At 42.4% G+C, this 13,741-nt stretch carries 13 protein-coding genes; 7 read left to right on the plus strand and 6 right to left on the minus strand.

Annotated elements, in window-relative coordinates; all coding sequences use genetic code 11:
* Positions 1-183 precede the first annotated feature (183 nt).
* The 6 genes from LEPTO7376_RS17140 (at position 184) to LEPTO7376_RS17165 (ending at position 6,583) form a co-directional block, all read left to right on the plus strand.
* A complete protein-coding gene (locus LEPTO7376_RS17140) occupies positions 184-513 on the plus strand; it encodes a hypothetical protein (protein WP_015135386.1) in 330 nt (109 codons plus the stop codon).
* Positions 514-635: 122 nt separating this feature from the next.
* Positions 636-941 (plus strand): hypothetical protein, encoded by a 306-nt coding sequence (locus tag LEPTO7376_RS17145; protein ID WP_015135387.1) that lies wholly within the window; start codon positions 636-638, stop codon positions 939-941.
* Between the two features lie 203 nt (positions 942-1,144).
* Complete coding sequence (locus tag LEPTO7376_RS17150) at positions 1,145-4,543, plus strand: ATP-binding protein (protein ID WP_264308911.1); 3,399 nt, start codon at positions 1,145-1,147, stop codon at positions 4,541-4,543.
* Between the two features lie 79 nt (positions 4,544-4,622).
* Positions 4,623-4,964: a hypothetical protein gene (locus LEPTO7376_RS17155; RefSeq protein WP_015135389.1), complete on the plus strand. Its 342-nt coding sequence runs from the start codon at positions 4,623-4,625 to the stop codon at positions 4,962-4,964.
* Positions 4,965-5,032: 68 nt separating this feature from the next.
* Positions 5,033-5,554, plus strand: coding sequence for a DUF1993 domain-containing protein (locus LEPTO7376_RS17160; protein ID WP_015135390.1), 522 nt, complete (start codon positions 5,033-5,035; stop codon positions 5,552-5,554).
* A gap of 318 nt (positions 5,555-5,872) precedes the next feature.
* Positions 5,873-6,583: an abortive infection family protein gene (locus tag LEPTO7376_RS17165; protein WP_015135391.1), complete on the plus strand. Its 711-nt coding sequence runs from the start codon at positions 5,873-5,875 to the stop codon at positions 6,581-6,583.
* Between the two features lie 196 nt (positions 6,584-6,779).
* On the opposite strand, the gene LEPTO7376_RS17170 is transcribed toward LEPTO7376_RS17165, so the two are convergent.
* Positions 6,780-8,111: a DUF2330 domain-containing protein gene (locus tag LEPTO7376_RS17170; protein WP_015135392.1), complete on the minus strand. Its 1,332-nt coding sequence runs from the start codon at positions 8,109-8,111 to the stop codon at positions 6,780-6,782.
* 10 nt (positions 8,112-8,121) lie between these two features.
* Positions 8,122-9,009: an RnfABCDGE type electron transport complex subunit D gene (locus tag LEPTO7376_RS17175; protein WP_015135393.1), complete on the minus strand. Its 888-nt coding sequence runs from the start codon at positions 9,007-9,009 to the stop codon at positions 8,122-8,124.
* A gap of 188 nt (positions 9,010-9,197) precedes the next feature.
* On the opposite strand from LEPTO7376_RS17175, the gene LEPTO7376_RS17180 reads away from it, so the two are divergent.
* On the plus strand, positions 9,198-9,914 hold the full coding sequence (locus LEPTO7376_RS17180) for an SIMPL domain-containing protein (RefSeq protein ID WP_015135394.1): 717 nt from the start codon (positions 9,198-9,200) through the stop codon (positions 9,912-9,914).
* 95 nt (positions 9,915-10,009) lie between these two features.
* Here LEPTO7376_RS17180 and LEPTO7376_RS17185 read toward each other — a convergent pair whose 3' ends face one another.
* From LEPTO7376_RS17185 to LEPTO7376_RS17200, 4 genes are all read right to left on the minus strand, one after another.
* A complete protein-coding gene (locus tag LEPTO7376_RS17185; protein WP_015135395.1) occupies positions 10,010-10,294 on the minus strand; it encodes a TatA/E family twin arginine-targeting protein translocase in 285 nt (94 codons plus the stop codon).
* A gap of 78 nt (positions 10,295-10,372) precedes the next feature.
* Positions 10,373-11,107: a sugar transferase gene (locus LEPTO7376_RS17190; protein WP_015135396.1), complete on the minus strand. Its 735-nt coding sequence runs from the start codon at positions 11,105-11,107 to the stop codon at positions 10,373-10,375.
* A gap of 96 nt (positions 11,108-11,203) precedes the next feature.
* Positions 11,204-12,331 carry a glycosyltransferase gene (locus LEPTO7376_RS17195; protein WP_015135397.1) on the minus strand — a complete coding sequence of 376 codons (1,128 nt, stop codon included), beginning with the start codon at positions 12,329-12,331 and terminating at the stop codon, positions 11,204-11,206.
* Positions 12,332-12,571: 240 nt separating this feature from the next.
* A complete protein-coding gene (locus tag LEPTO7376_RS17200; protein ID WP_015135398.1) occupies positions 12,572-13,531 on the minus strand; it encodes a DUF362 domain-containing protein in 960 nt (319 codons plus the stop codon).
* Between the last annotated feature and the right edge of the window lie 210 nt (positions 13,532-13,741).

The following is a 13,741-nucleotide window of genomic DNA, read 5'->3' on the forward strand; positions in this document are numbered from 1 at the left end:
TATTTAGGCTTTGACTTCCTGAAAGATGATGTTTAAGTCATTTGGGCTTGGAAAAGGGCGGTAATATTTTATGTAGATTAGGCGCACTATCTTAGATGACGCCACAAGCTCTGGTTAGAAATACAAGTGATACCGAGTCCTAATAAATTAATATCGCTAGGTGTTTATCGAAATGGAGGCTCTTTGAGTGCCATTTATGGAGATATATCTGGCAATCAGTATGAATTGATATTGAATGTTGATAATAGGGATACTGGCACCTTTAGTTCTATGAAGGCATATAAAAGTGCTTCACTTGTTTCGTTTATAAAATCTGAGTATGTAAGTCCTATAACTGGAATAGTTTTACCAAAATTTGAAGAGTTAGAAAGAGCTATTTCATGGTCTGATGCATACAATTTACTAAAAAAGCTTCAACCATTTATTAAAGATTTTGACTCAAAATATATTTGGGTTTTTGGAAGTATGCTCACTGTGTCTAGTACAAAAGAGCATTGCGTTGAGTTTTCCTAATAGGAGATGCTAGGCAAGTTTTGATTGTTTAACGAGTAGTCCAAGTAGAGAACGAAATGTATTCTTTCTTATATCAAAACATAATGATTGGGTACTCAGAGTTTGAATGTGGAGATCCTCCAATGGGTTGTGTCTCAGGCGTTTTACGTCTTGAATTGCAAGTTAGCGAGTTTATTAACCTGATTGATTCACTAGGAGGAAATAATGAAGGTGGAATTATTCGATTACCTTTGAGCAAAGAATTCCGTGTCATTAACAGTGACCAAAAAGTATTGGAATATATGGGTGGTTATATATCAGTTTGCTCAGACTTGAATGAGATTGTGCTTGAGTTAGTCGGTATTGGATATCCCGAATATGAAAATCTCTTTCCACACCATGTCAACAGCTATCAACAACAGTTTAGTGATAGTGAGCTTAAAAACTGAGACTATGGGAGCAAGTCGAGAGAAATGCAAATTTTATCCTGCATGGCGCTGGATACCCTCGAATTACTACATACTTAAGGGAGTTATGACTTTTGCTGAGATAGTAAAAGTAAAGTTTGCGGTGTAATACCAGAATTTACTTGTGAAGCTTGCCTCGTGTAGATCTGAGAGTTATCTAATTCAGGCGATCGCCACAAGAATCAGTGAAACCATTGCCAGCTATGGATCGCAAAAAGCCTACCCATAAAAAATTTCGTCTGCGCACAATTCTGGTCGTTCCCTTTGTCCTGCAAATCCTTGGAGCTGTCGGATTAGTCGGCTACCTATCTTTCCGTAGCGGACAAGAAGCCGTTAATGAAGTCGCTGGGCAACTCCGTGGTGAATTGACGAACCGCATCAATGAAAAACTCGCTTCCTATGCCGAAATTCCCCACACAATTAACCGTCTAAATATCAGCACGGTTACCCAAGGTAATATCGATATTCTCAACGCCACGGGCGAATATCAATTCTGGCAGCAGATGCAGATTTACCCAGACATTAGCTACATCTATTGTGGTGATGAAAATGGCGCATTTATGGGGGTTGCTCGCTATATCGAGGATGAACAGCCCAAACTCAGACTCCAATTTGTAAACCCATCCACCGAATTTATTCGACATAGCATTCAGCTTGATGGCGAAGGACAAAAAACCGCCAACACCGAACTCATCACCAAACTATATGACCCTCGCGTTCGTCCTTGGTATGAAGCCGCCAAAGCAACAGGAGAAGCAGTCTGGAGCGATATCTACCTTGATTTTTCGATCCTTGTCCCGACTGTCACGGCGAGTATGCCCATCTATAGCACCGTCGATGATTCATTCGTTGGTGTGTGCGGCATTGACTTTTTCTTACCGCAGGAACTGAGCAACTTTTTAAAAACGCTAGAGATTGGCGAAAATGGTACAGCTTTTATCATTGAGCGCTCCGGTAAACTCGTTGCAACCTCCACGCCAGAATCGATGACCGAGGGCGAAGGAGAGGAAACAGAACGACTTTTTGCCCGGAATAGTGACAATGCCTCGATCAAAGGCACTGCCGAGTATTTAGATAATCAGTTTGCTGATCTGACCAAAATCCAAGATGTTCAGCAACTAGATTTCAAGCTGGATGGCGAAAAACAATATGTGCAAATTGCTCCCTTCCAAAACCGAAATCTTGACTGGCTAATTGTCTTAACTGTGCCCGAATCTGACTTTATGGCGCAGATTAATGCAGGTCGACGTAATGCCCTAATCCTAAGTCTTTCGGCATTAGGATTAGCTTTAACTGTTGGGGTGTTGACCGCCCGTCTGATTACTCAACCAGTGTCGCGTTTAACCGAAGCCTCAAAAGAGCTAGCCGATGGAGACCTTGATAAACAGTTAGATGCAGCGAATGCTATCGATATTGAAGAGATTGATACTCTCGAACAATCGTTCAATACGATGGCGGCACAACTGCAGGATTCCTTTACAGCGCTGGAATCTCAGAAAGAAACCCTTGCTCAGAAGAATGAAGAGCTTCAACGTCTTGATCAACTCAAAGATGAATTTTTGGCGAATACATCCCACGAATTGCGAACCCCACTAAACGGAATTATTGGTATTGCAGAATCTCTCATTGATGGTGTGACAGGAGAATTGCCACAATCAACCCAAACCAATCTGCAATTAGTCGTCTCTAGTGGCCGCCGCCTTGCGAGCTTAATTAATGACATCCTTGATTTCTCTAAGCTCAAACATAAAACCATTGAGCTCCAACTCTCATCGGTTGATGTGAGAAGTATGGCTCAAATTATTTTGACCCTTAGTCAGCCTCTCGCTAATCAAAAAAATATCCAGCTCGTTAATGCGATTCCTCAAGAGATTCCCTCTGCAAAGGCCGACGAAAATCGCCTACAACAAATTTTCTATAACTTGATCAATAACGCCATCAAGTTCACACCAGAGGGAACAGTCGAAATCTCTGCAAAGGTAATCCATTCAGAGTCCAGAGAAGAATTGGCGATCGCCGTTTTAGATACAGGCATCGGCATTGCAGAGGATAAATTAGACCGAATTTTTCAATCCTTTGAACAAGCGGAAGGGTCAACAGCCAGAGAATATGGCGGCACAGGTTTAGGGCTAGCGGTCACCAAAAAACTGGTTGAGTTGCACCGTGGCAAAATCGAGGTCGAGTCCCAGGTGAGAGTCGGTTCAAAATTCACATTTACGTTGCCTATTGCCCAAGAAAAAGTAAATGATGATGCTCCTTCGGTTTCAGTAATCCACGAAAATTTCAATCCCATTATTACGCCAGAACCAATCTCGCAGATGCGTGGAGAGAGTTCTTCCGAGAAGGAATTAAAGATTTTGATTGTTGATGATGAACCCATTAATCGGCAGGTCTTAATTAATCATCTTTCTCCCTATGATTATGCGGTTACGGAAGCAAGTAATGGGCAAGAAGCTTTAGATATTATCAATGATGGACTGCTGCCTGATTTGATTTTGCTAGATATCATGATGCCGAATATGACTGGCTATGAAGTGTGCCACATTCTTCGGCAAAAGTTTCTGGCTCATGAACTACCAATTGTGATGTTGACGGCAAAAAATCAAGTTGAAAGTATTGTTGAGGGATTTACAGCTGGTGCGAATGATTATTTAACGAAGCCTATCCAAAAACAAGAACTTTTAGCTCGAATGAAAACTCATTTGAATCTAGCAAAATTGAGTTCGGCCTATGGAAAATTTGTGCCTAGAGACTTTCTTGATTTCCTAGATAAAGAGAGCATTCTTGAGGTTCAGATTGGGAATCAAGTGCAGCAAGAAATGACAATTATGTTCGCAGATATTCGGTCATTTGCGACATTGGCTGAAAAAATGATTCCTCAGGATACCTTTGATTTTATTAATGCTTATTTAAGTCGAGTTAGTCCTGTAATTCGAGAGCACCATGGTTTCATCGATAAATATATTGGCGACGCGATTATGGCGCTCTTCCCTAAGTCAGTGGATGGTGCAGCAAAGGCGGCGATCGCCATGCAGAAAAGAGTCGTATTGTTTAACCAAGACCGTCGAGAAGCGGGGCTAGTGCCGATCAGAATTGGCATTGGGTTACACCTCGGAAATCTCATGCTTGGGACGATAGGTGAGCCTGAAAGAATGGAAACTACGGTGATTGCTGATGCCGTGAATTTAGCAGCACGATTGGAGAGTTTAACAAAGCTATATGGCGTTGAGATTTTAATTAGTGAACGGACTAAAAATCAACTTGATGAAGATGCTAATTACAATGTGAGATTTCTTGATCGTGTCAAAGTGAAAGGCAAAAATGAGGTGGTTTTAATCTATGAGCTATATGGTGATAATGGAGAAATGAAAAATCAATTAAAAACTGAAACAAAACAACTATTTGAGTCAGCGATTGAGACCTATCACCAACAAAATTTTATCGACGCAAGATTTATATTTGAGGAAGTTTTAGCGATCAATCCGGGAGATAGTGTTGCCAGACTTTATGTTGAACGCTGCCAAAAACGTCAGCAATCTGATGTGATGGAAATTTGGGAAGGGATTAATAAGCGTAGTTTTTAGATGATGGGCGATCGCCTATCGGATTTGAGAGCGTGTTTAATTTACTTAAAATGTAGAAGTTGCTGAGAGATGATTGCTGATGACTGTATTACGAACTTTTCTGATTTTCTCAACGGTCGCAATCTTTGGGGTCACTATCTATGCCGTGATTGGTCAAGGGTTTAATTGGCCCGCAGTCTACTTCGGGGATTTACTCTATCTAAATTGGCGATCGCAGTTCAATACCGATTTTTTGATTCACCTATTTCTGCTGGGAACTTGGATTTCGTGGCGTGAAGGCTTCTCGGCAAAAGGATTTGTCTTTGGCTTTCTGAGTATTTTTCTTGGTGGAATGTTTGGTTTCCCCTATCTTTTATATGCAACCTACCAAGCTCAAGGGAATCCCAAAGAGATTTTATTAGGTGTTCATATTAAGTCTTAATTCTTCGACCCCAAGAACCTATCCATATCGCTAGGCTAGATGAATTCTGTTTTGGAGGATTTGCTCTGATGCACACTCATAATTTGGATTCAATTCGGGCTGTTTTTCAAAGTCGTCTAGTTACTCTAGAGCATCTGTTGGGAGTGGCAAATACTTATTTTGATGGAGATGAGTCATTTCTTCAGAAACGAATCATTGAGGATATGTTGCCCCTCGGTACACAAGTTGCATTTACCTGTGACCAGCCTCATAATTTTGCGTTGTGGTGTGAGGATAAGCCTTTAGAGCATCTGCATCCAGAAGTTAAATCTCTTGCCCATGCCTATGAACATATTGCAAAGACGAAAGAATCTCTCGCGAATATTGATCTCGAAAAAGCGAAACTTGATGAGTTGATGCGTCTAGAACTTGGTGAAGGAGACTATCTTGAGTTGTTGGGCAGTGTGTATGTGAATGATTTTCTAATTCCCAACTTCTACTTTCATCTAGTGACGGCTTATGACATTCTGCGCATGGCTGGTGTACCCATTGGGAAACGCGACTATATGTTGCACTTAGTACCTTTTGTGAAAAGTGATAAGACTTTGTGATCTTCATATATTGCATAATCATATAGTGCTTGTATCAGTAAGGCGATCGCAGTTCAATACAGATTTTCTCATTCACCTTTTCTTACTTGGAACATGAATCTCATGGCGAGAAGGCTTTTCGGCTAAAGGATTTGTCTTTGGTTTTCTGAGTATTTTTCTTGGTGGAATATTTGGTTTCTCCTATCTCTTATACGTAACCTACCAAGCTCAAGGAAATCCCAAAAAGATTTTGCTAGGTATTCACTTTGGTTAAGTAGAATAAACCAGGCAGGCAGTAATCTCCGATGAAGTCTCTAGTCTTTTAATTAAAGTACTTTTATGCGACAACTCGAAAGAATGCAATTGATTAGTTCAATCGCATATGAACTACAGCAGACGATGAATACCACAAGCATAAATATTTTTCTCAGTGGCTTTGGTATTGAATGTGCAAAAGTTTCAATAGTCGCATCAAAGAGAGTTTATGTTGAAAAACTTCTCGTATCAACACCGGCAAATGTAGTTCAATTAATCGCTATTGAGCTTGGAATTGTTCAGACATCACCAGCCGTAACAGATGATCTAGAAAAATATTTGAGAGACCAAGGATACAGAGCTGCAGAAGATGATTTTGAACGTGCTAGAGCATTTATAGAGAGAGATCCAGAGCAAGCAATCGGCAGTGCCTCTGCAATTTTAGAAAGCATTTGTAAAGGGATTTTAGAGCGAATGGACAAACCTCTTCCTAAAGATATGGCTCTACGTTCATTAGTGAGAAGTACCTATAAAATAATGAACCTATCCCCCGAGGATCACGCGGACTCTGATATTAAGCAAATTTTAGGTGGAATAACCAATGCAGCCACTGGCATAGGAGTACTAAGAACCAAATATAGTAGTTTTCATGGTCGTACAGATTCCCAGAAACAATATAGGCTCACTGCAAGACATGCACGCTTAGCAGTTGGTTGTGCTGCTGTTCTCGGCTGTTTTCTGATAGAGACATACAGTGAGAGATTTAGAGAATCTCATATCAATACTTCTGCCTGAAGTGAATATATCTTTTTGCTCTCAATCATAGATACAAAGTTAGGGGGAGACCTCAACTTAAATCATGCCCCTCATTTCAGATTGCTGGCGGAGAAAGAGTTTTAGGCGATCACCCTTATTTTACTCAATAAAAAATGATCCTCAATTTCTAACCAAATCAAGGATCATACAATTCAAAAATTATCGAGTTTACTGTTTACCAGATCGAATCCCACCAATCTCCTTTGGGAGGCGTCGCTGTATCAACAAAATCAACCTTGTCGCGAATCTCTGACTTATCCCAACCCGTTAATTTCGCAAGGGTATGGATTTCCTCTTCTTGACGTCTATAGGTGCGATCCAGATAGTCCGAAGCTGCATCACAAGTCAGTTGTTCCTTATCGCGGAATGGGTGACGAATCACATAACGTCCTTGGAAAAATTGACGGTTCGACGTTTCGTGGAACTTCAAATCTTGCGGGAATTTATCGCGGGTATAGCGCACATGAAGTCGCGTAATAAATACCTGCGGAATATACGAATCCTTATCCCAGAAAACGCCAGCATCTTTGAGCTCTTGTTTTGATAGATTCGGTGCAGAGCAAGGATCACAACTGCTCATATCCCAAGCATATTCTAGGAAAATATCATTACGCCCTTGTCGCTGATAATCGTTCTCGAACATGGTGGTATAAAAATCACCAAACTCATCTTCGACAAACTCAGGAACTTCAACATTCGATGGGATTTTAACGGTGCGGTAATTTGTGACTTCCGCTTGACCCTTCGGAGACAGGATATAAACAAGTAGATCCTGAGCCTGATTTGCATTCATCATCCCCAAGCGAATGGGCAACATGTACTTCGGAGATTCATAGGCCATCATCAACGGTCGTAATTCATTCACGCCATTGCTATCGAACTCTTCGAGATTGACCTTCGCCACAAAGAATTTCATCTTGCTGCGAATATAGGGCTTAAGTAAATCACTCGCGCCATCGGGGAGCTGGTATTCGTTCTGTCGGAGCCATGTTTCCAAACCATCGGATTCTTTCGCACTGAGGATGAGAATGTCATATTCCCCAACGCTGAATTCTTCTTCGATAGTTACTCCAAGATCCGCGGCACTTTCTAGGGCTGCTGCTGGCACAGGTGCACTAGTTGTTTGGCTTCTGAGCATGCCACCACCAAAATCATCAAATGCATGGACTTGACAGGGATTTTCGTCGAAATATTCGACTAAGCGCGGTGCACTAAAGTCATCGAGCCGTTTAATAATTCTCGATTCACCCACATGGACTTGGTCTTCTTTTAGCACTACCGGGACAGGGACAACCATCGCAAAATCATCGACATCACCTTGATAGTCATTGGCCATCGTTAAAACGGTGCGATCGCCATCCCGAGCAATAATCACTTGGGATGCTTGGTTATAGAGTTCTGTATCAGCTTTTGCGACATAAAAGCCACAAAATGCCCATGCTGGTTGAGACAGTAATAATAAACTAACTAGACTAATAAATAGTCCTTTCAAATATCGTAAAAACATCTTTCTTCCCTCACACTAAATTCATCGCTTGAGTGGACAAATTAATTGGTTTTAAATCCTGTACTTTCGATTCTGATTGTTTCCAATTGAAACGCTTCCCTTTCCAGATTTTGTCTATCACAATCGTGCTTGGAGCTAAAGCAAATAAAGCCCAGAAAATTGCACTAGAAGAATAAACACCATTTTGCAGAATAAAGGTTAGCAAGGCGATACTAATTGCCCAGAAAATCCGTCCTTTTTTTGCATTAGGAATCGAGCGAGGGTCGGTCAACATAAAGAAGGCAAACAGTAGTAACGAACCACTACTTAGTTGTAGAAAAACGACGTCCCATGTCCAACCAAGCCAGAAATTTCTGAGGATCTCTAAACCACCATAGGCTGCTAAAAATGCAATGGATGTATCCCAACGCCCGACTTTGTTTAGCACTAAGCCAGCTGCGGAGAAAAACAAGATTAGATACCACCAATCAGTACCCCATTGTCCCGGCGAAACCCAAGCATCATTGGTTAGCAGCAATACACTGATAATTCCGAAATTCGCCGGATTAAAGAAATGCTTTTTCTCATATTTCAGCAAAAATTTACTGGCGATCGCCAAACAACCTGCCAACATCAAAATCCCGACATGGTTTGTGCGGAGTAGTAAAGATAAACCTAAGGCTGTAATCAGCGAACTCCGTAGTCCTGAAACTAAAGCTGGCCTTACTTTAAAAGGCTTTTCTTTAGTGGCGTTACGTTTACCTAAATATAAGCTAAATAACCATTGAGTTAGCACACAAGCTACCACAGTAAAAGCAACCCAATCTAAATGTAATGTCCAATCTCTGGTGTACACACCAAGTAATAAAAAACCTGACAAAATCGCGATCTGAAAATCACGAACATCACTAAAGGGCATTAGTTCACTCCCTTCCTATATTTGTTTACCAGTATGCTTGGTGACTTTCTCGCTGCGACAAAGGTTTCGCTTTTCGTAACAGCTTAAATTTTGGCGATGTAGTTGCAGTTTTGTAAACGAATCCCAACTATTTTTTTCGGGGTTCTAGACTGAAATTAAGTTGATTTCTATGAGCATGGAACAGAAATATGAGTCGTAAGAAATTTTGGTTGCCTATCTTTACAGGTTTGATTTGTTTGGGATGTACGACTAGCGTTATTGCTGACGATCAGGCGACATTACTCCGAACCATCACCGTCACCGGGCAAGGACAAGAGGCGATCGCCACAAGTTTGTCACAAGTGCGCTTGGGCGTGGAAGTTAAAGGCAAAACCGCTGAGCAAGTGCAAGCAGACATGGCAAACCGCAGCCAACAGGTGGTGGAATTCCTTAAAGGAAAAAATGTCGAAAAGCTGACTACCACTGGCATTAACCTCCAGCCCCAGTACGATTGGAGTGGTGACGAACGCCGCTTAATTGGTTACATCGCCACAAATACAGTAAGTTTTGAAGTGCCCACTGAGTCCGCTGGCAGCATTATGGATGAGGCGGTTAAAGCTGGGGCAACGCGCATTGATGGCATTTCTTTCCGAGCAACGGATGAGGCGATCGCCGCTGCTGAAACAATTGCCCTTGGGGAAGCGTCTCAAGATGCGAAAACCCAAGCTGAAGTCGTCCTCGAATCCTTGGGGTTAAATTCACAGGAGATTATTCAAATTCAAGTAAATGGCAGTCAACCCGCTACTCCAATGCCCTTATTAATGCGACAACAAGTATCTCTAGAAGCTAGTGATGCTGCCATCACACCAGTGGAAGGCGGCGAGCAAAAGGTTAATGCTTCAGTAACTCTGACAATTCGCTACTAAAAAAGTCCCATGGGGGACTTAAATCACTTATCAAAAAGCTTTATTGGGTCACTTAATTGCTGACCCTCTTTTGTGTTTAGAAAAGTGCTGGCAACTTAGGCTTCGGTCGAAGAGGTTTCCGCATTTGCTTCTTCTACTTCCACTTTTTCAGCTTTTTCAGCTTCACTCTCTTCTAAGCGAGCCTGCATCGTGACAGACTTCTCAATCTTGTCAGTTTCCTTTTTGATCTCTTCCTGAAACTCATTTGATGCTGCCTGAAAACTCTTGAGCGTTTTACCTAGGGTACGACCAATCTCAGGAAGTTTCTTGGGGCCAAACACCAGTAGGGCAATGACAAAAATAAGTGCCATTTCTGGAAGACCGATGCCGAAAACGTTCATATATCTCTTGGGTAAAAGTTTGCTTGGAATTTTCGCTGTTATATTCTACCGTGCCCTTTCGACTTACTTTTGCTTTATTTAGTAAGCGCCATTGTTTTTGGGTACCAGCATCACAAAAACGGTTTTGCAGACAATCCACAAATCCATAAACCAATGACGGTGATGGACATAGTAGGAGTCCATTCTAACCCTAGTGGCATAAGGAATATCGTTACGACCAGACACTTGCCAGAGACCCGTCAAACCAGGTCGAATTGTAAGAACCTTATCCATATGGCGGCCGTATTTATAAATTTCGCGAGGCACCAAGGGACGAGGGCCAACAATGCTCATATCGCCAACAAGTACATTCCAAAATTGAGGGAATTCGTCGAGGCTAGTAAGGCGTAAAAAATTTCCAATGGCGGTGATGCGAGGGTCTTTTTTTAGTTTAAAATCTTGTTCAAATTCGGCGCGGAGTTCAGGCGATCGCCGCAACATATCCTCAAGCACTAGATCGGCATTGAGCACCATTGTCCGAAATTTAATACATCCAAAAGGTCTGTAATTCTTACCGACGCGACGCTGCACATAAAAAACAGGGCCCGGTGAAGAGAGTTTAATAATTAGGGCGAGGGTGAGATAAAGCGGTGAGAGAAAAAGCAGGACGCCCAGGGAGAAACAAATATCAAAAGTACGTTTGGCAAAGGCACCATTCAAGAGCTTCTGAAGCGCATTGGGATACTCCCGAGCTTCAGGTAGGGCGATCGCCGAGCCTTGTCTTGCGAGGGCAGTGAGCAGCTTGAGTGCATCAAATTGCCGATAAACTGTCATATTCGTTTAGAGTCTCCACACACCAGAACTGCCAGACTTACATGAGCGAGAGGGGACTGATCCCTGCAAACCGAGAAAGTAAGAGAAATAGACCGATTACTCAGATTTTTCTTGACAGTTGTTTACAAATTCTACATAGCTTTGCCAAAAAATGTCAGAGGTAAATCGTTTTGCCTGCTGTAGACAAGCTTCGGCAGAGATTTGGGTTTGGTGCTGCTCAAAGGAATTTACGGCTGCCACTAATGACTGTGTAGACTGTTCTGAGAAGAGAATACCCGTTCCGAACGAAGAGTTTCGTATGTCACGAACAGTTTCTGTCGCGCCTCCCTGTCCAAAGGCAATTACAGGGGTTCCGCAAGCTTGGGCTTCAACCAGTACAATCCCGAAATCTTCGCAACCAGCATAAACATAAGCTTTTGCCTCAGACATATATTTTTCAACGACATCATCGGGTTGTCTCCCAAGGATTTTGATATTTGGTTTAGCGATCGCCCGTAAATATTCCAGCTCCTTGCCACCACCGATCACCACTAAATTTTTGCCCAGCTCATTAAACGCCTCAACGATTAAAGAGACTTTTTTATAGGGCACCAGCCGAGAAACTGTCACATAAAAATCTTCTTTCTGCTCAACAAACGGAAAACGCTCGATATTCACTGGCGGATAAATCACCTCCGCTTCCCGTCGATAGCAACGCCAAATTCGTTGGGCTGTCCATTTTGAGTTGGCAATAAAATAATCTACTTGATTTGCGGAAATCACATCCCATTGCCGCAATCGATGCAAAAAATAACGCGCGACAAGTCCTTTAACGCCTTTCCCTAAGCCAGAATTGTTGAGGTAATCAAAAGTCAAATCCCAGGCATAACGCATTGGTGTGTGGCAATAACAAATATGCAATTGTTGGGGACGGGTGATAACACCTTTCGCGACCGCATGGGACGATGACAAGATCACATCGTAATTTTCGAGATTGAGCTGCTCAATGGCAATGGGCATCAGAGGCAAATAATTTTGTAAGCCATATTTCGCGCGAGGGAACCCTTGGAGAAAGCTGGTGCCAATGTTTCTGTCATAAAGATAGCTTTTAGGATTACTCGACTCAAAATCGATCAGGGCAAATAGATCTGCGTCGAGATGTTGCAAAATTTCTTTGACCACTAGCTCAGATCCACCTGTGGCATGGGGAGTCAGCCATTCATGGACAAATGCATAACGGGTCATAGACATCCTGTACGAAAAAGACTTTGAAATCTTACCCCAGCAGCTGAATCTTTATGGGACGATCCCCAATTTTTAGGTCTGTTTTCGGAGGCAAATTTATAGCCAAAAAAATTGGGCAAAAAAAAACCGTCGCTGGGTTAGGACGGTCTAGCTTGATAAGCAATCGGAGGGTATTTTTAGATTAGCGCGGGGATCAAGAGCTGAATGTATATTTTTTAACTTCTTTAGCTTTTTTTAAACCTATTTGTCTGAATAAGACGAAATCGGCTCTTTTATGAATCGAATGTAAAGATGTCTAAAGGTTGATTTCAAGATCCTTGGCAAAGCGAAGTCAATAGGCATTAATGCTTCTGGTAGTTTCCAGTCGGCGATCGCCAAAGTTTTTGGCTCTTCGAGGGGAAAATCAATCGCTTCTGTGGTCGAACAAAGACCTTTTTTCATTGAAAGCGCGACAGTAGGAACAAGCTCTGGGTCAACGCCGAGGATGTCAACCATTGCCCGATCCAATGCAAATACATCAGCCGATGCACCCAGCACACCTAAATCTTTGGGTTCACCACCGCTAGGGCCATTACCTTCGTGACCAATAATTCCGTCGATAATAGTTAAATCCGGGGCGATCGCCTTTGCAGTTTCGATGAGCATATCGGCAAATGTTTCCGGTTCTTTGCCTGCTTCCATGTGCCACCAAGCTTTCATCTTGCCGGGGACACAGCCAAATAAATTTTTTACGCCGAGGGTCATGGTGAGCTGAATGTGGGATTTTACCTTCGGCAGATTAATCACGACATCTGCTTCCATTGCTTCCTTGGAGAGGCGCAGATTTTTGTAATTGTCGCTTTCTGTTTCGTAGCGCTTGCCGTGGAACTCGATGAGGGGAATATTGAGTTCTTCTAGCAGTTCTAAATAGCCATTTTGTTTCGCAACACCGTGAGCAGAACCAAACGCCGGACTATCCCCAATAAAAGGTTTACCGCCTGCATCCATCACCATTTGCGCGACGCAATAGACGATTTCTTTGCGAGTCGTACATTCTTTTGTGGGGCGAGCACCCGTCAGCATATTGGGCTTGAGGAGAACGCGATCGCCTGGTTTCACAAAAGCCGCCATACCACCTAAAGGCTCCAACAAGGTTTCTAGGGACTGACGCAACTGGTCAAGCTCATAGGATTTGGCGGCAATTAGGCTAACACTGCTCATGGGAAAAAGATCAAAATATCTTTATATAGCGTAACGCAGTCGACCTGAAAAAGCTTGATACATATGGGGATCACCGATTTTATTTGCTGAAGGTTAACTCATCCTTATTACCCACAGTTTTTCAGATCGTCATGGCATAAAAGGCCTCAAAACCATCGAAATTTGGAAGAGCAATATGGCTTGATCGTAAGTGCTTGAGAGTCGCAGTAG

Source organism: [Leptolyngbya] sp. PCC 7376 (genome assembly GCF_000316605.1).
In the GTDB taxonomy this organism is placed as follows: Bacteria; Cyanobacteriota; Cyanobacteriia; order Cyanobacteriales; family MRBY01; genus MRBY01.